This window comes from Kluyvera sp. CRP, from assembly GCF_019930565.1.
GTDB lineage: Bacteria > Pseudomonadota > Gammaproteobacteria > Enterobacterales > Enterobacteriaceae > Kluyvera > Kluyvera georgiana_A.
On record NZ_CP082841.1, the window covers coordinates 2480766 to 2497538 of the forward strand.

The 16773-nt window shown below is 57.6% G+C and carries 16 protein-coding genes; 10 read left to right on the top strand and 6 right to left on the bottom strand.

Annotated elements, in window-relative coordinates; translation table 11 throughout:
- Position 1: 1 nt before the first annotated feature.
- Both K7B04_RS11635 and K7B04_RS11640 read right to left on the bottom strand, forming a co-directional pair.
- Positions 2 to 463 carry an NfeD family protein gene (locus K7B04_RS11635; protein WP_223804057.1) on the bottom strand — a complete coding sequence of 154 codons (462 nt, stop codon included), beginning with the start codon at positions 461 to 463 and terminating at the stop codon, positions 2 to 4.
- Complete coding sequence (locus tag K7B04_RS11640; protein WP_064548038.1) at positions 460 to 1377, bottom strand: SPFH domain-containing protein; 918 nt, start codon at positions 1375 to 1377, stop codon at positions 460 to 462. Before K7B04_RS11640 ends, K7B04_RS11635 begins: the two co-directional genes overlap by 4 nt.
- A gap of 126 nt (positions 1378 to 1503) precedes the next feature.
- Between K7B04_RS11640 and fetA the strand changes: the two genes are divergently transcribed.
- Together fetA and fetB are read left to right on the top strand one after the other, a co-directional pair.
- Complete coding sequence (gene fetA, locus K7B04_RS11645) at positions 1504 to 2175, top strand: iron ABC transporter ATP-binding protein FetA (RefSeq protein WP_223804058.1); 672 nt, start codon at positions 1504 to 1506, stop codon at positions 2173 to 2175.
- On the top strand, positions 2168 to 2953 hold the full coding sequence (fetB, locus tag K7B04_RS11650; protein WP_167576455.1) for an iron export ABC transporter permease subunit FetB: 786 nt from the start codon (positions 2168 to 2170) through the stop codon (positions 2951 to 2953). The genes fetA and fetB overlap by 8 nt, the downstream gene beginning before the upstream one ends.
- Before the next feature lie 63 nt (positions 2954 to 3016).
- Here the strand turns inward: fetB and K7B04_RS11655 are convergent, their stop codons facing one another.
- From K7B04_RS11655 to tesA, 3 genes are read right to left on the bottom strand one after another with little or no spacing between them, the layout of a single operon-like run.
- Positions 3017 to 3871 carry a co-chaperone YbbN gene (locus tag K7B04_RS11655; RefSeq protein WP_064548044.1) on the bottom strand — a complete coding sequence of 285 codons (855 nt, stop codon included), beginning with the start codon at positions 3869 to 3871 and terminating at the stop codon, positions 3017 to 3019.
- 59 nt (positions 3872 to 3930) lie between these two features.
- On the bottom strand, positions 3931 to 4698 hold the full coding sequence (locus tag K7B04_RS11660) for an SDR family oxidoreductase (protein ID WP_223804059.1): 768 nt from the start codon (positions 4696 to 4698) through the stop codon (positions 3931 to 3933).
- Between the two features lie 22 nt (positions 4699 to 4720).
- A complete protein-coding gene (tesA, locus tag K7B04_RS11665) occupies positions 4721 to 5353 on the bottom strand; it encodes a multifunctional acyl-CoA thioesterase I/protease I/lysophospholipase L1 (protein ID WP_223804060.1) in 633 nt (210 codons plus the stop codon).
- Here tesA and ybbA point away from each other — a divergent pair.
- The 8 genes from ybbA (at position 5321) to K7B04_RS11705 (ending at position 15592) form a co-directional block, all read left to right on the top strand.
- Positions 5321 to 6007, top strand: coding sequence for a putative ABC transporter ATP-binding protein YbbA (gene ybbA, locus K7B04_RS11670; protein WP_064548049.1), 687 nt, complete (start codon positions 5321 to 5323; stop codon positions 6005 to 6007). The genes tesA and ybbA overlap by 33 nt on opposite strands.
- A complete protein-coding gene (ybbP, locus tag K7B04_RS11675) occupies positions 6004 to 8418 on the top strand; it encodes a putative ABC transporter permease subunit YbbP (RefSeq protein ID WP_223804061.1) in 2415 nt (804 codons plus the stop codon). The genes ybbA and ybbP overlap by 4 nt, the downstream gene beginning before the upstream one ends.
- A 236-nt stretch (positions 8419 to 8654) precedes the next feature.
- On the top strand, positions 8655 to 9797 hold the full coding sequence (locus K7B04_RS11680) for a porin (protein ID WP_163445973.1): 1143 nt from the start codon (positions 8655 to 8657) through the stop codon (positions 9795 to 9797).
- Positions 9798 to 10210: 413 nt separating this feature from the next.
- Entirely contained in the window at positions 10211 to 11803 is a 1593-nt protein-coding gene (locus K7B04_RS11685; protein ID WP_223804062.1) for an ABC transporter substrate-binding protein, read from the top strand.
- A 55-nt stretch (positions 11804 to 11858) separates the two neighbouring features.
- Complete coding sequence (locus K7B04_RS11690; RefSeq protein ID WP_223804155.1) at positions 11859 to 12803, top strand: ABC transporter permease; 945 nt, start codon at positions 11859 to 11861, stop codon at positions 12801 to 12803.
- Between the two features lie 5 nt (positions 12804 to 12808).
- Positions 12809 to 13654, top strand: a complete 846-nt coding sequence (locus K7B04_RS11695) for an ABC transporter permease (protein WP_223804063.1) — start codon at positions 12809 to 12811, stop codon at positions 13652 to 13654.
- Positions 13647 to 14624 carry an ABC transporter ATP-binding protein gene (locus K7B04_RS11700; protein WP_223804064.1) on the top strand — a complete coding sequence of 326 codons (978 nt, stop codon included), beginning with the start codon at positions 13647 to 13649 and terminating at the stop codon, positions 14622 to 14624. The genes K7B04_RS11695 and K7B04_RS11700 overlap by 8 nt, the downstream gene beginning before the upstream one ends.
- Positions 14621 to 15592 (top strand): ABC transporter ATP-binding protein, encoded by a 972-nt coding sequence (locus K7B04_RS11705; RefSeq protein WP_223804065.1) that lies wholly within the window; start codon positions 14621 to 14623, stop codon positions 15590 to 15592. The genes K7B04_RS11700 and K7B04_RS11705 overlap by 4 nt, the downstream gene beginning before the upstream one ends.
- Here K7B04_RS11705 and mnmH read toward each other — a convergent pair.
- The gene (gene mnmH / locus K7B04_RS11710) at positions 15589 to 16677 is read right to left on the bottom strand and encodes a tRNA 2-selenouridine(34) synthase MnmH (RefSeq protein WP_163445979.1); all 1089 of its coding nucleotides are present in this window, start codon (positions 16675 to 16677) and stop codon (positions 15589 to 15591) included. The two genes, K7B04_RS11705 and mnmH, sit on opposite strands and share 4 nt — an antisense overlap.
- Positions 16678 to 16773 lie beyond the last annotated feature (96 nt).

Below are 16773 nucleotides of genomic sequence, written 5' to 3' on the forward strand. Positions count from 1 at the left end.
ACTAACGAGGAGGGGAGAGCCTGATACGCAGGACGATCCCTTCCACCGCAATCACCTCAACGTTGCTGCCTGCGGGCAGATCCTCATCGGCGCGGACCGGCCACGAACTGTCGCCGACGCGCATATGGCCGCGTCCGTTGATCAGCGCGTTGTCTAAGGTAAACCGCTGCCCCAGCAACTGCTGTCCGCGCTGGTTAAGCTGACTTTCCGCCGGGCGCTGTCTGTCGCCCCGACGGCTGAGCCACTTCCACCACAGCCAGGCCGCCAGCAGCGTCAGCACCGCAAACAGCGTCCCCTGCCATGCCCAGTCGACCGGCAGTACCCAGGTTATCAGCCCGGTAGCCGCTGCGGCCACGCCGCTCCACAGCAAATAACCGCTACCGCCGAGCATTTCTGCCGCCAGCAGCAGGCCGCCGAGGCTCAGCCAGAAGATATGTGGGTGCGCCAGCACCAGCGCGATCATGATGATTTCCGGTCGCGGCTGCTGTCTTTAATCAGCTCGGCAACCCCGGCGATAGACCCCATCAGGCTGCTGGCATCCAGCGGCATCATCACCACTTTGCTATTATTCGCCGAGCCAATCTGCTGGAGGGCATCGGTGTATTTTTGCGCCACAAAGTAGTTAATCGCCTGAATATCCCCGGCGGCAATCGCTTCGGAGACCATTTTGGTGGCGCGCGCTTCCGCTTCTGCGGAACGCTCGCGGGCTTCTGCCTGCAGGAACGCGGACTGACGCTCGCCCTCGGCGGTGAGAATCTGCGCCTGTTTTTCACCTTCGGCTTTGACGATCTGCGCCTGGCGGATCCCTTCAGCTTCCAGGATATAGGCACGCTTGGTACGCTCGGCCTTCATCTGCGCGTTCATCGCGTCGATAAGCTCTGCCGGTGGGCGCACGTCGCGAATCTCAATACGGGTGATTTTAATCCCCCACGGATTGGTGGCTTCGTCGACAATATGCAGCAGGCGGGTATTGATGTTATCGCGCTGGGAGAGCATTTCGTCGAGCTCCATGGAACCGAGCACGGTACGAATGTTGGTCATCGTCAGGTTGATGATCGCCAGTTCCAGGTTGCTGACCTCGTACGCCGCTTTTGGCGCGTCGATCACCTGAATAAAGCACACGGCGTCGATGGCGACGTTGGCGTTGTCTTTAGAGATAACTTCCTGCGATGGAATATCGAGAACCTGCTCCATCATGTTGATTTTTCGGCCAATACGATCCATAAACGGCACGACAAGGCTTAAACCCGGATGCAGGGTTTTGGTGTAGCGGCCAAAGCGTTCAACCGTCCACTGATAGCCCTGCGGCACGATTTTGACCCCCGCGGCAACCACCACCAGGGCGACGAAGATAAGAATAGGGATAAACACCAGCATAAAACCTCCTGTTTTACTGTCCGTAACTGCAATAAGTATATCGGCTCTGGCGGTGAAATTCGCCCCCTGAAATTAATTGGCGTTACACTACAAGAGATAAAAGAAAAAACAGGGCAAAGAAAGGCAATGAAGGAAAATAGCGCGATTCTACAGCTTACGCAGGTAAGCTTTCATATTGGCGAGAAAACGGTCCTTGAGAATATCAATCTTAGCGTGGCCCCCGGTGAATTTAAGCTCATCACCGGCCCGTCAGGCTGCGGTAAAAGCACTTTATTAAAAATCATCGCTTCGCTCCTTTCACCGAGCGGCGGACACATTCTGTTTGCCGGGCAGGATATCAATACCCTGTCGCCGGAAGCCTATCGCCAGCAGGTTTCTTACTGCGCGCAGACGCCCGCGCTGTTTGGCGATACGGTTTACGACAACTTGATTTTCCCCTGGCAAATCCGTAATCAGCAGCCGGATCCCGATCGTTTTCTGGGCCAGCTGTCGCGCTTTGATCTGGCGGAAGATACGCTGTCAAAATCGATTAATGATCTGTCAGGTGGGGAAAAACAGCGGGTTTCGTTGATTCGCAATCTACAATTTTTGCCCAAGGTTTTATTGCTCGATGAAATTACCAGCGCGCTGGATGAGCAAAATAAAAAGAACGTGAATGAGATTATTCATCAGTATGTCCGCGAGCAAAACGTTGCCGTGCTGTGGGTCACCCATGATAAAGATGAAATTAGTCATGCGGATGAAGTGATTACACTGCCATCCCATCAGGAGAGCGTCAGGGAGTCACGTCATGAATAACGAACATATTATTACGAACCAATCACTGGCGCTGTCGATGGTGCTGGTGCTGGTGGCGATTCTGGTGAGCTACCGGGAAAAGCTGGCGCTGGAAAAAGACATCATCTGGAGTATCTGCCGGGCGGTGGTGCAGCTGATCATTGTCGGCTACGTGCTGAAGTATATTTTCAACGTTAACCATGCGGTGTTGACGCTGCTGATGGTGCTGTTTATCTGCTTTAACGCGGCGTATAACGCGCAAAAGCGCAGTAAGTATATCGATAAAGCCTTTGTCTCCTCGTTTATCGCCATTACCACCGGGGCCGGGCTGACGCTGGCTGTACTGGTTTTTTCCGGCTCGATTGCCTTCGTGCCAATGCAGGTGATCCCGATTTCCGGGATGATCGCCGGTAACGCCATGATTGCGGTGGGGCTGTGCTACAACAACCTCGGCCAGCGCTTTAGCGCCGAGCAGCAGCAAATTCAGGAAAAACTGAGCCTGGGGGCGACGCCGAAAATGGCCTCCGCGCGGCTGATTCGCGAGAGCATTCGCGCGTCGTTAATTCCGACCGTGGATTCGGCGAAAACCGTGGGGCTGGTGAGCTTACCGGGGATGATGTCGGGGCTGATTTTTGCTGGTATCGACCCGGTGAAGGCGATTAAGTATCAGATTATGGTCACTTTTATGCTGCTTTCGACCGCCAGTCTGTCGACCATTATTGCCTGCTATCTGACCTATCGGAAGTTTTATAACGCCCGTCACCAGCTGGTGGTGACGTCGTTGAAGAAGCGCGCGTAGCGCATAGTGAAACGTCGGCCTGCCAGGCGTAGCGCCATCAGGCCGACAAGATAACGCTCGCTGTTAGTACAGCAGCGAATACAACTGGCGGCGGTACTTCGACGCCAGCGCGTCGCCGGTGCCCAGCGCGGCCAGAATTTCCTGCAACATTTTGCGCGCCTGACCATCGGCCGCGCCTAAATCTTTGCGCAGATGGCTGAACAGCAGTTCCAACGCCTCTTCGTTACGCCCAACCTGATGCAGCTGCAGCGCCAGCTTCGAGGCCAGCGCCGCATCGTCCGGGTTTTGCTCTACTTGTTGTTGCAGTTGCTGAATCTCCGGCGTATCCGCCGCTTGCTTCAACAGCTCAATCTGCGCGACCAGCCCCTGATAGCGGGTATCCTGATCCTGCATCGGAATGGTTTTCAGCACCGCTTCCGCGTCTTCAGAGCGGTTGAGCGCAATCTGCGTTTCCGCCAGCAGCAGGCCGATCTGGCTGTCCTGGCCGGAAAGCTGCCAGGCGTCTTTCAGCAGCGGCAGCGCTTCGGCGTGCTTACCTTCCTGAATCAGCGCCAGCGCTTCTTGCGCCTTCAGCTCTTCTTCACGCGGCAGCACTTTATCGAGCAGCGCGCGAATGGCCTCTTCCGGCTGCGGGCCCTGGAAGCCGTCAACCGGCTGGCCGTTCTGGAACAGGTAGACGGTCGGGATGGCGCGCAGGCCAAACTGTGAGGCGACCATCTGCTCGGCGTCGCAGTCGACCTTCGCCAGAATAAACTGACCGTTATACTGCGCCGCCAGATTTTCCAGCACCGGCGTCAGCTCCAGGCAGTGCTGGCTGCGCTCGGACCAGAAGTAGAACAGCACCGGCGTGGCAACGGATTGTTCCAGCGTCTGGTGCAGGTTAGCTTCAGTAATGTTTACAATATTCTGTACGGACATGAGTCATTCTCTGTAGTCGGTTTGTATTCGAGGTGGGGGCAAAAGCGCACGCTTCAACGTTACCCCTGCAGAATTTTGTCCATGACGCGCCCCGGCAGCAGGCGTTTTAGCCAGCATACGGCATGGGTAACCAGGGTGACCGGGTAGCGTAATTTCGGCTTATCGCTGATAAAGGCGTGACGCACCTTTTCTACCACCGCGTCCGGGCCGAGCGTAAAACGAGCCGCAATACCCGGGTTTTCCACCGCCTGGTCGCTGGTCTGGTTCACGTTGTCGGTAAAGCGGGTGCGAATCGGGCCGGGTTCGATCAGGCTGACCTTGATGCCGGAATGACGCAGCTCCATGCGCAGCGCGTCGGACCACGCCTCCAGCGCATATTTGCTGGCCGCATAGGCGCCGCGGCCCGGCGTGGAAATCAGCCCCATCACCGAGGAGGTCATCACGATGCGCCCCTCGCCGTGAGGCACCATGGCGGGCAGCAGACGCATGGTAAGCTGATGAGCGCCAAAGAAGTTGGCGGAAAATTGCTGCTCCATCTGCTCGCGGCTGATGCTGGTCAACGGGCCGTAGACGCCATAGCCGGCGTTGTTAAACAGGCCGAACAGGCGATTATGGGTGAGCGCGATGACCTCTTCGGCGGCGGCATCGATGCTTTCCGGGCTGTCGAGGTCGAGCAGCACGCCGGTGAAGCCCATGCCGTTCATCCGCTTCACATCCTCAGGTTTACGACAGGCGGCGAGCACGCGAAACCCCTGACGCTTCAGCTCAAGCGCGCTTTCCAGGCCAATGCCGCTGGAACATCCTGTAATTAAGACCGATTTTTGCATAACTTTACCTGAAGACACCGCTTTACTTTCCGGCGTCGTGATTAACTAATGGAGCCAGACGTGTCGCCATCCAGTCGGCAATAAACGGCTGGGCGTCACGGTTGGGATGAATGCCGTCATCCTGCATCCACTGCGGCTTAAGGTAGACCTCTTCCATAAAGAAGGGCAGCAGTGGAATAGTGAATTCGCTGGCGAGTTTCGGATAAACCGCGCTAAACGCCTCATTATAGCGGCGTCCGTAGTTTGCGGGCAGACGAATTTGCATTAACAGCGGCTGGACGTTAGCGGCTTTGATCTGCTGCAAAACGGTGCGCAGGGTCTGTTCAATCTGCTGCGGTGGAAATCCGCGCAGGCCGTCGTTGCCGCCAAGCTCGACCAGCACCCAGCGCGGCTGGTGCTGTTTCAGCAATGCGGGCAGGCGCGCCAGCCCCTGCTGGGCGGTGTCGCCGCTGATGCTGCCGTTGATGACCGTGATATCAGGCTGCCACTTGTCGTTAAGCAGGGCAGGCCAGGCGGCAGTACCCGCCATGCGATAGCCCGCGCTCAGGCTATCGCCAAGAACTAACAGCGTGTCCGCCGCCGCGGCGCGAAGGCTAAACAGTATTAAAAACAGGAAAGGCAAATGCCAGCGGAAAACGTACTTGAAGTGCATCATCTTAAGAAATCCGTCGGTCAGGGGGAGCATGAGCTTTCCATCCTTACCGGAGTTAACCTGATTGTCAAACCGGCGCAAACCCTTGCTTTAATTGGCGAGTCGGGTTCCGGCAAGTCGACGCTGCTGGCGATTCTTGCCGGGCTGGACGATGGCAGCAGTGGCACGGTGAAGCTGTTAGGCCAGCCGCTGGATAACATGGACGAAGAGGCTCGGGCACGCCTGCGCGCTCAGCATATCGGCTTTGTGTTTCAATCTTTTATGTTGATACCGACCCTCAACGCGCTGGAAAACGTCGAGCTACCGGCGCTGCTGCGCGGTGAAAGCGACGCGCAAAGCCGACAGGGGGCAAAAGCGCTGCTGGAACAGCTCGGGCTTGGCAAACGTCTACAGCATCTTCCCGCCCAGCTTTCCGGCGGTGAGCAGCAGCGCGTGGCGCTGGCCCGCGCGTTCAACGGCCGCCCGGATTTGCTGTTCGCCGATGAGCCAACCGGTAACCTCGACCGCCATACCGGCGACAAAATTGCCGACCTGCTGTTTTCGCTCAACCGCGAACACGGCACCACGCTGATTCTGGTTACCCATGACGCTCAGCTGGCCGCCCGCTGTGACCGCCGTCTGCGTCTGGTCGACGGGCAGCTCCGGGAGGAAGCATGATTTTACGCTGGTTCTGGCGAGAATGGCGCTCGCCGTCGCTGCTGATTGTTTGGCTGGCGCTAAGCCTGGCGGTGGCCTGCGTGCTGGCGCTGGGCAGTATCAGCGACCGAATGGACAAAGGGCTTAATCAGCAAAGCCGCGAATATATGGCGGGCGACCGGGTGCTGCGCAGCTCGCGTGAAGTGCCGCGCGAATGGCTGGAAAAAGCCCGTGCGCTGGGGCTGACGGTGGGCGAACAGATTAACTTCTCCACCATGACCTGGGCGGGCGATACCCCGCAGTTGGCGGATGTGAAGGCGGTAGACGATAGCTACCCGCTGTATGGCGTTCTGGAAACCACCCCGGCCAGCCTGAAGCCCGCCGCCGGCACGGTACTGCTGGCGCCGCGTCTGCTGGCGCTGCTGAACCTGAAAACCGGCGACAATATCGATGTTGGCGATGCCACGTTGCGTATCGCCGGGGAGATTGTGCAGGAGCCGGACAGCGGCTTTAACCCGTTCCAGATGGCTCCGCGCCTGATGATGAACCTGGCCGACGTGGCGAAAACCGGCGCGGTGCAGCCCGGTAGCCGGGTGAGCTGGCGCTATATGTTCGCTGGCAATGCGGCGCAGCTGGCGAGCTATGAAAGCTGGCTGCTACCGCAGCTCAAACCTGAGAACCGCTGGATCGGGCCGGATCAGGACGACGGCGCGTTGGGCAAATCGTTGCAGCGTTCCCAGCAATTTTTACTGTTGTCGGCATTGCTGACGCTGCTGCTGGCGGTGGCTGCCGTGGCGGTGGCGATGGGGCACTACTGCCGCAGCCGCTACGATCTGGTGGCCATCCTCAAAACGCTGGGGGCAGGGCGCGCGCAGCTGCGTAAGCTGATTATCGGCCAGTGGCTGCTGTTGCTGGCGCTCTCCGCGCTGGCGGGCGGCGCGATGGGGCTGTTGTTTGAATCTATCTTACTGACTCTGCTGAAGCCGGTGCTGCCCGCGGCGCTGCCCGCCGCCAGCGCCTGGCCGTGGCTGTGGGCAGTGGGGTCGATGACGATGATTTCCCTGCTGGTGGGACTGCGCCCGTACCGATTGCTGCTGGCGACGCAACCGCTGCGCGTATTGCGCCAGGATATTGTTGCCAACGTCTGGCCGCTGAAAATTTACCTGCCGCTGGTGAGCGGGGTCACTGTCCTGCTGCTCGCCTGGCTGATGGGCGGCAGCCCGCTGCTGTGGTCGGTGCTGGCCGGGGCGGTGGTGTTAGCGGCGCTGTGTGGCCTGGTGGGCTGGCTGCTGCTGAAGGTTCTGAAACGCCTGACCTTGCGCGCGCTGCCGCTGCGTCTGGCGGTGAACCGCCTGCTGCGTCAACCGTGGTCGACGCTGAGCCAGCTGGCGGCTTTCTCGTTGTCGTTTATGCTGCTGGCGCTGCTGCTGGTGCTGCGCGGCGATCTGCTGGATCGCTGGCAACAGCAGTTGCCGCCGGAAAGTCCGAACTATTTCCTGATCAATATTGCGCCAGAGCAGGTGAGTGAGGTGAAAACGTTCCTTGCCGAGCATCAGGTGATCCCGGCGGCGTTCTACCCGATTGTCCGCGCGCGGCTGACCCAGATTAACGGTCAGAGTACCGAAGGCAATAAGGATGAGTCGCTCAACCGCGAGCTGAACCTGACCTGGCAAAACCAGCGACCGGCGCATAACCCGCTGGTGGCGGGAAGCTGGCCGCCAAAGGCTGGGGAGGTCTCAATTGAAGAGGGGCTGGCGCAGCGCTTGAAGATTGATCTGGGCGATAGCGTCACCTTCACCGGCGACACGCAGGACTTTACCGCCAAAGTGAGCAGTATCCGCAAGGTCGACTGGGAGAGCCTGCGGCCAAACTTCTTCTTTATCTTCCCGGACGGCGCGCTGGACGGCCAGCCGCAGAGTTGGCTGACCAGCTTCCGCTGGGATCGCGGCAACACGCTGCTGACGCAGCTGAACCGCGAGTTCCCGACGGTCAGCCTGCTGGATATTGGGGCGATATTAAAGCAGATCGGCCAGGTGCTGGCCCAGGTAAGCCGCGCGCTGGAGGTGATGGTGGTGCTGGTGACGGCCTGCGGCGTGCTGCTGCTGTTGGCGCAGGTGCAGGTGGGGATGCGTCAGCGTCATCAGGAGCTGGTGGTGTATCGCACCCTCGGGGCAGGAAAGTCGCTGCTGCGAATGACGCTGTGGGCCGAGTTTGCCCTGCTCGGGGCGATTTCCGGCCTGGTGGCAGCCATCGGAGCCGAAACCGCGCTGGCGATGCTGCAAACTCACGTGTTTGATTTCCCGTGGTCGCCGGACTGGCGTCTGTGGGTATCGTTGCCGTTGTGCGGGGCGTTCCTGCTGTCTCTGTGCGGCGGCGGTTTGGGCCTGCGCCTGCTGAAGGGGCGGGCGCTGTTCCGCCAGTTCTCAAGCTAATTCTGTCCTGACGTTACCCGGCGGAGCACAGCAATGCCGGGTAACCGCCATCACGCTTCCTCGCTTCTCATCGAAATCGCTCATCCTTTCATCACGTTGCCTGTTTTACGGCACCTTTCGGTAATTCTGGAAACCTAAAGCGCACGTTTCATTAAAAATCAGCGAGGTGGAATTTATTAATAAACGATAATATTTGTTTGCCAGATAGTTGGCTATAAATCTATCAAGGAAAAATAATGACTATAAAAATGAAAGCACTGGCGTTATCGATCGGTGCTGCAGTGGCTTTAACGTCTTTCGCATCCCAGGCTGAAATTACCCTGCTCAAGCAGGATCCGCAGGCCGGGAACCCGCTTAGCCGTCTGAACTTCACCGTGGGCGGGAGTATTCGTCCGCAGTTCAACATGATGACCGGCGATGGTGACAAAGGCTCTTACAAACGTAACGGTTTTGACGGCGGCACGCGTTTCCGCTTCGCCGCGGATTACTACCTGTTCGATGACATTAGCTGGATCAGCTACTACGAACTGGGCGTGAACATTCCGGCAGTCTTCGACTGGGATAACCACTACGCTGAAGGCGCCAACGACACGACTCGTCGTATGCTCTACACCGGCCTGAAGAGCGATACCTGGGGTACGCTGACCTTCGGTCAACAAAACAGCATCTACTACGATGTGGTCGGTGCGAAAACCGATATCTGGGACTATGACATGATTGGTCAGGCGCCGGGTAACGGTATCAACGGCGACTACGATGGTTCTTATCGTACCCGTAAATCACTGAAGTATAAGAAAACGGTAGGCGATGTTGATCTCTACGCGTCTTATCTATTCAGCGATGATTTGAACCTCAACAACGGTCTGCTGTACAAACGTAAAGGCGGCGGTTCACTGGGTGTGGATTACCATATCACCGACGACCTCTCCTGGGGTACGGCATGGAACTATACCCGTGCGGATATGAATACCACCTACAACAACGACGGTAAAACTTACGATCAGAACATCGTGGGTACGGCGCTGAGCTGGACGCCGGATAACTGGACGTTCTCCGTTGGCGGCGGCTGGTATCAGAACTTTATGACCACCAAAAAATCCTCCGTTCACGATTACTTCGCGGGCGATGCGTGGGGTATTGAATACTTCGCGGGCTACAAAATCCCGGTGGGCCAGTACGCGCTTAAATCCGTTCAGCCATACTTTATGGGTGACCGTATTGAATACGTGAATGGCCGCAACTACCAGCGCATCGATAACGGCGTGGGTATCAGCTTCCAACTGGATTACGGTTTCCGCGTGGACTACGAACACGTGTTTACCTCCAGCACCGACGATCTGGGCGACATGAACCTGGTCCGTCTGCGTTACGATTTCTAATCGTCAAAAGGGCGGCCTTGCCGCCCTTTGCTTAGTTTATTTTTGTCTTTCCTTAGTTAAATAACATCTAACTCCCGCCGCGCTTCCCGCTTTTTTGTTACACATCAGCTGGTTATAATCCCCAACGTTCATTTTCCTGTTTTTATTCGTTTTTAATGGCTCTTACCGGAATTATCTTCTTGATAATGCTGGCTTTATTTTCATGCTGTTGGAATTGTGAACAGATTGGCAAAGTGAATAGAATTCAATTGCCTGGCAATGATTGTACGGGCAAATATAGCGTGTTAAAAATAAAACGGGATGCAAATAAAATCCTGCGTAATGAAAAGCTTGTGAAATATCTTAAATGCGCCAGTCCAGTTATTTATTTCTTTGAAAGAATTAAAAATTTAAGGGTAAGGAGTTAATGAGGTATGCGTAATTTATTTGTTCCCGCGGCGTTAATTTCACTCGCGTTGGGTTTAAGCGGCTGTGATGATGCAAAAAATAAAGAAACCGCCGCGGCTCCTGCGGCCAGCAGCGACAGCGCGCCGAAAGAGGGCGGTTCGCTGATTATCGGTATTACCAGCGGCGATCCGCTGGCGGTGAACCCGATTTATGCCAGCGATCGCACAACCCTCACCATTATGCAGGCGCTGTACGCGCCGCTCTACAGCTACAACGACGGGAAAGTCGAGTGGGGCCTGGCTGAAAGCCTTGAGCCTTCCGCCGATAACCTCAGCTATACCCTGAAGCTCAAGCCTAACCTGAAATGGCAGGACGGTCAGCCGATCACAGCCGACGACGTGGTCTTCACCTTCAACAAACTGTTGGATGAAAAGCAGCATAGCTTCTTCCGCAGTATGTTTATGTTCGGCGGCAAGCCGGTGCAGGTGAGCAAGGTCGATGATTTAACGGTGAAATTTACGTTGCCGCAGGTTAGCGCCGCGTTTGTTGGCACGCTGGTGCAGATCTACCCGATCCCGCAGCACGTGTTCGCTAACGAAAGCGATCTGGAAAAAAGCGCGAAAAACGATGCCCCGGTAGGCTCCGGGCCGTTCAAATTCAAAGAGTACCGCGCGGGTCAGTACTATGCGCTCACCCGCTTTGACGACTACTGGAACGGCAAAGCGAAGCTTGATTCGGTGACCTATCGCTTTGCGAAAGACAGCAATTCGGCAAACCTTGCGCTGCAAAACGGCGAGATAAACTTGAAGATGGTCGACCCGCAGGACGTCACCCGCCTGCAAAAAACCGATAAATTTAACTTCGTGGTTTACCCGGAAGGGCGTCTGGCTTACATGACCTTTAACCAGAACGTACCGGCGATGCAGAGCAAAGCCCTGCGCCAGGCCATTGCCTATGCCATCAACAAAAACGATCTGGTGACGACGGCCTTCACGTCGCTGGACTACGCTAAACCGGCAACCTCATTCCTGACGCCGGACACGCTGTACCACTCTGACGATGTGGATCAGTACGCTTACGATCTGGATAAGGCTAAAGCGCTACTGAAAGCGTCCGGTGCGCCGAACGACCTGAAGCTGCGTTTAGCCTATATCAACACCAATAAAACCCAGGAGAGCATGGGGCTGTATATCCAGCAGCAGCTGAAAGCGCTGGGGATCAACGTCGAGCTGATGCCGCTGGACGCCAACGCCATGTCCCAGCGCAGCCTGGACATGAACAACACCGCCTATGAACTGAGCCTGGGCGGTTACATCATGGGTGCCGAGCCGGATGGCTACAAATCGCTGTTTATGAGCAACGAAGCCTACAACTACGCGCACTATAAAAATCCACAGTTCGATGCCCTGTGGGATAAAGGCGCCATTGAAACCGATAGCGCCAAACGCGGTGAAATCTATAAGCAAATCCAGCAGGTGGTGGCGACGGACATGACCTACTATCCGATTGCCTACACCAACGCGGTGGTGGCGGTTGATAAACGTTTCGGCGGCACTCAGGAAGCAGAGCCGAAGCCGGTTTATATGTTCCAGGATTTATCGAAGCTCTATCAAAAGTAAGTATTTTTAGCCCCCGCTTGCGGGGGCTTTTTGTGAAGGGAATGTCGTGAACACTATGTTGACTCGTCGGCTGCTGCAGCTGCTGCCGATGCTTTTCTTTATCTCGCTGGTGGCGTTTTTGCTGGTCAAACTCGCCCCCGGTGACCCGGTTGCGGCCTACATAACGCCGCGCATGTCGCCGGAAGACATTGCGCATATCCGCCACAGCCTGGGGCTGGATAAACCGCTGGTCACCCAGTATCTCATCTGGCTGAAAAATATCCTGCGTGGCGATCTGGGCTATTCGCTGATTTACCATCGCCCAGTGCTGGAGATGATCGTTGAACGTATCCCCGCCACCCTTGGTCTGATGGGGGCATCGCTGCTGCTGGCTATCGTCCTGGCGGTGCCGTTAGGACTGCTGGCCGGGGCATTTAAGCACCGCTGGCTGGACTACGTGCTGAACCTGTTTGCCTATATCGGCATTTCGGTACCCATTTTCTGGTTTGGTATCCTGCTGATTACCGTGTTTGCCGTCCAGCTCAACTGGTTTCCCAGTATGGGGATGCGCACAATCGGCATTGAGGACAGCTGGCTGGACGTGGCGCGCCACGGCGTGTTGCCGTGCATTGCGCTGACTTTTTACAACCTCTCGACTTACGTGCGTTACGTACGCTCCAACACCATTAGCCAGCTCTCGGCGGATTACGTGCAAACGCAGCTCGCCTATGGGGCGACCTACCGTACGATTCTGTTCCGTCATGTGCTGAAAAACGTGCTGCTGCCGGTGATTACGCTGTTTGGCCTGTCGTTTGGCGAACTGGTGGTGGGAGCCTATGTCACCGAGAGCGTCTTCTCGTGGCCGGGGATGGGGCTGCTTGGGATCCAGGCGATCACCTCGCTGGACTACCCGCTGATCATGGCGATTATTCTGCTGTCGTCACTGATGCTGATCGTTGGCAACCTGCTGGCCGATCTGCTGTATCGCTTCGCCGATCCCCGCATTCGTACATTGAGGTAGCCACGATGACCAGACGCTGGCAAAACGTACGCCATCAGCTTCGCCGCAATCGTCCGGCGCAGTTTTCGCTGTTGGTACTGTTTATTTTTATTCTCGCGGCGCTGTGCGCGGGATTGACCCCTTACGACCCGGACCAGATGTCACTGGCCTCGCGGATGCTGCCGCCCGATGCCAGCCATTGGTTCGGCACCGACGAATATGGCCGCGACTATTTTACCCGCGCGCTGTGGGGCGGGCGAATTTCCCTGCTGGTCGGCTTCCTGGCGATGCTGTTTTCCACGCTGATTGGCACGCTGGTGGGCACGATTAGCGGCTACTTTGGCGGCTGGCTGGATAATTTGCTGATGCGCGCCGTTGATATTCTGATGGCGATTCCCGCTTTCTTCCTGCTGCTGGTGCTGAACGCCTATCTGAAGCCGGGCGTGGACAACATCATTCTGATTATCAGCCTGCTGACGTGGATGAACATGTCGCGGCTGGTGCGTGCGGAAACGCTGTCTATTAAGGAGCGTGAATATGTCCTCTACGCGCGGGCTTCTGGCGAAAATCCGCTGCGTATTATTGCCCGCCATATTATTCCCGGCGTGCTGCCGACAATTATTGTGGCCGCCACGCTAAATATCGCTTCGGCAATCCTGATGGAGTCGACGCTGAGCTTCCTTGGTCTCGGCGTACAGCAGCCCGCGGCATCATGGGGCAGCATGCTGAACAATGCGCAGTCGTATATTGGCGAAGCATCGTGGCTGGCGATGTTCCCGGGGATTCTGATTCTGCTGACCGTGTTCAGCTTTAACGTGCTGGGCGACGTTTTCCGTACCGCCTTTGAACCGGGAGCCAACCGCGATGAGTAACCTGCTGGATATTACCAACCTGCACACTTCTTTCTTCACCCGCGAGGGGGAAGTACATGCGGTGCGTGGCGTCAGTTTTTCATTGAACGCCGGGGAACTGGTCGGCATTGTCGGAGAATCCGGATGCGGTAAGAGCGTCACCTGTAAGTCGATTCTCCAGCTGCTGGGTAATAACGGCAAAATTACCGGCGGCAGCATTCGCTTTCGCGGCGATGACCTGGCGGAGAAAACGTCGCAACAGATGCGGCGGATTCGCGGCAGTGAGATTGCGATGATTTTCCAGGACCCGATGACGGCGCTGAATCCGGTGCTGACCATTGGTCGCCAGATGAGCGAAATTCTGATGCGCAACCAGGGGCTGGACCGCCGGGCGGCAAAAGCGAAAGCGCTGGCGATGCTCGATAGCGTCGGTATCGCCGATGCGGCGCGACGCTTTGAACAGTATCCGCATGAGTTCAGCGGTGGGATGCGCCAGCGCGTGATGATTGCCATCGCGCTCTCCTGTCACCCGCAGCTGTTGATTGCCGATGAGCCCACCACCGCGCTGGATGTGACCATCCAGGCGCAAATTCTGCGGCTGCTGAAGTCGCTACAGCAACAGACGCAGACCGCTATCTTGCTGATTACCCACGACCTTGGCGTGGTGGCGCAAATGTGCAGCCGCGTGGTGGTGATGTACGGCGGGCAGGTGATGGAAGAGGGGAAGGTTGAAGATATCTTCCTGCGCCCGGCGCATCCCTATACACAAGGGCTGCTGGCCTCCTTACCGCGTGCCGACGACCCGGAGCATCGGCTATCGCCCATTGAAGGCTCCCCGCCCGGTCTGTTAAACCCGCCGCCGGGCTGCCCGTTTGCCGAGCGTTGTGCGCATCGTCGGCCGCAGTGCGCGCGTCCGCCCGCGTTTTATTCCTGCGGTGAGGGGCATCGGGTGGCATGTTGGTTATGGCTGGAACAGGAGGCATCGGCATGAGCGAGTTACCGTTAATTCGTCTGCGCGAGGTACGTAAACACTATGCGCTGAATGGCGGGTTGTTAGGCCCCAAACGGCTGGTGAAAGCGGTGGATGGCGTCAGCTTTGATATTCAGCCGGGGGAGACATTCGGCCTGGTGGGGGAGTCCGGCTGCGGCAAATCGACGGTGGGGCGCGCCATTTTACGCCTGTTCGACATTACCTCCGGCGACATTGCCTTTGCCGGGCAGGAGATTGCCCAGGCGTCGGAGAAAACCCTTAAGCCGCTACGCCGCCGGATGCAGGCGATATTTCAGGACCCGTGGTCGTCGCTGAACCCCGGCATGACGGTGCAGCAGCTGGTGGCGGAGCCGATGAAGATTCATGGCTATGATGCGCAGACCCAGCGTGAACGCGCGGCGGAAATGCTCGACAAAGTCGGCCTGAAATCCGAGCATCTGACGCGCTTCCCGCATGAGTTTAGCGGCGGCCAGCGCCAGCGTATCAGCATTGCCCGCGCGTTGTCGGTGAATCCGGAGTTTGTGTTGTGCGACGAACCGCTGTCGGCGCTGGACGTATCGGTGCAGGCGCAGGTGGTCAATATTCTGCAGGATCTCCAGCAGGAGCTAGGGCTGACCTATCTGTTCATAGCCCACGATCTGTCGATGGTGCGGCATATTTCCAGCCGCATCGGGGTGATGTATCTCGGCAAACTGGTCGAAGTCGCGCCTGCCGGAGAACTGTATCAGCGGCCCGCGCACCCGTATACCCAGGCGCTACTGGCGTCGGTACCGGTGCCTGATCCACGCGTGCGGCAACTGGAAGAAGGCGGGCTGAAGGGCGAGATTCCGAGCCCGACGGCGGACATTCGCGGCTGCCGATTTTGCAGCCGCTGCCCGCATGTCATGCCGCAGTGCCAGCAGCAGGAGCCGCCAATGCAGGAGATCGCGCCGCGTCACTTTGCGGCCTGCTGGCTATTTAAAGCTTAAGCGTGCGTAGCCAGCCAGTGGACGACCGCTTCCGATGTGCCGCGAAAGACAATCTTGTCGGCTTTTTTCTCTAGCTGATAGCGGTACATCGGGTCGTAATACTCGTTCAGCAGCGGCACCAGCCAGGCGAAGTGCGCCTCGGTGGAGCCGCTGCGCTGCTGTTCGGCCAGCGCGTCGTCGAGCGTCGCCGTCAGTTCAGCAAAGCGCTGTAACCCCAGACGACGGCGAATGGCGAACAGGCCGTGATGCAGGTATTCGCAGTACTCCAGCCAGCCCTTTTCTTCGCCATAGGCGGCGAGGAAATCGTGATGCATGCGGGTGAAATACTCTTCACGCAGGCGCTCAAGACGCAGATCGAACGGATCTTCCACTACCGCGATCGGCGACTCGGCCATCCGATCCCGCAGACACTCCGGCAGATGATTCGCGCCGATCATCCGGCCTTCATCTTCCAGCACCCAGCGAACGCGCTCCTGTTGATGTGCCCCTTTGAGCAGCGCCGTAGCCAGATGGTTCTCAAAGGTGGCCTGTGAAAACTGCGCGTCAAGCGTACGGCCAAACGATGAACCGCGATGATGCGCCAGCCCTTCAAGGTCGATCCCCTGCGGCTGCTGGCGGACCAGCGGCGTTTTGCCGTTGCCGGTGCAGCCGCCGATCAGCACGATCGGGTGGCGCACCAGCTCTTCCGTGGCCTGCATCGCCGCCTGGCGCAGCGCCTTGTAGCCGCCGACGATCAGCGGATAGTCAATGCCTTCGGCCTTAATCCAGCTTTGTGTGATATGCGAACGCTGCCCACCGCGCGCGCAGCACAGATAGCCCTGCGGCGCCTGCCGACAGGCCTCCAGCCACGCTGCTATGCGCTGCTGGCGCGTTTCGCCGGAGACCAGTTCGTGCCCCAGCGCCAGCGCGGCTTCCGGCCCCTGACGTTTATAGCAGGTACCAACGGCAGCGCGCTCTTGATCGTTCATTAACGGCAGGTTGACTGCGGCGGGCATCGCGCCATGCGCAAACTCAACCGGCGCGCGAACGTCAATGATGGGCGTTTCTGCGCGCAGAATAGCGCAGTAATCCGTCCCATTTTTCATGGGCAATCCTTCTCTAACAAAGTGGGGGTAAGGCGGTCAGGGCAGGATTTTACGCTTCAAGGAGGGGGCCGGGGAAGCGTTAGATACTTTCCCCGG

Coding starts and splice junctions, on each gene's coding strand:
- K7B04_RS11635 (WP_223804057.1), bottom strand. CDS start 463: ATGATCGCGCTGGTGCTGGCGCACCCACATATCTTCTGGCTGAGCCTC.
- K7B04_RS11640 (WP_064548038.1), bottom strand. CDS start 1,377: ATGCTGGTGTTTATCCCTATTCTTATCTTCGTCGCCCTGGTGGTGGTT.
- fetA (WP_223804058.1), top strand. CDS start 1,504: ATGAAGGAAAATAGCGCGATTCTACAGCTTACGCAGGTAAGCTTTCAT.
- fetB (WP_167576455.1), top strand. CDS start 2,168: ATGAATAACGAACATATTATTACGAACCAATCACTGGCGCTGTCGATG.
- K7B04_RS11655 (WP_064548044.1), bottom strand. CDS start 3,871: ATGTCCGTACAGAATATTGTAAACATTACTGAAGCTAACCTGCACCAG.
- K7B04_RS11660 (WP_223804059.1), bottom strand. CDS start 4,698: ATGCAAAAATCGGTCTTAATTACAGGATGTTCCAGCGGCATTGGCCTG.
- ybbA (WP_064548049.1), top strand. CDS start 5,321: ATGCCAGCGGAAAACGTACTTGAAGTGCATCATCTTAAGAAATCCGTC.
- tesA (WP_223804060.1), bottom strand. CDS start 5,353: ATGATGCACTTCAAGTACGTTTTCCGCTGGCATTTGCCTTTCCTGTTT.
- ybbP (WP_223804061.1), top strand. CDS start 6,004: ATGATTTTACGCTGGTTCTGGCGAGAATGGCGCTCGCCGTCGCTGCTG.
- K7B04_RS11680 (WP_163445973.1), top strand. CDS start 8,655: ATGACTATAAAAATGAAAGCACTGGCGTTATCGATCGGTGCTGCAGTG.
- K7B04_RS11685 (WP_223804062.1), top strand. CDS start 10,211: ATGCGTAATTTATTTGTTCCCGCGGCGTTAATTTCACTCGCGTTGGGT.
- K7B04_RS11690 (WP_223804155.1), top strand. CDS start 11,859: ATGTTGACTCGTCGGCTGCTGCAGCTGCTGCCGATGCTTTTCTTTATC.
- K7B04_RS11695 (WP_223804063.1), top strand. CDS start 12,809: ATGACCAGACGCTGGCAAAACGTACGCCATCAGCTTCGCCGCAATCGT.
- K7B04_RS11700 (WP_223804064.1), top strand. CDS start 13,647: ATGAGTAACCTGCTGGATATTACCAACCTGCACACTTCTTTCTTCACC.
- K7B04_RS11705 (WP_223804065.1), top strand. CDS start 14,621: ATGAGCGAGTTACCGTTAATTCGTCTGCGCGAGGTACGTAAACACTAT.
- mnmH (WP_163445979.1), bottom strand. CDS start 16,677: ATGAAAAATGGGACGGATTACTGCGCTATTCTGCGCGCAGAAACGCCC.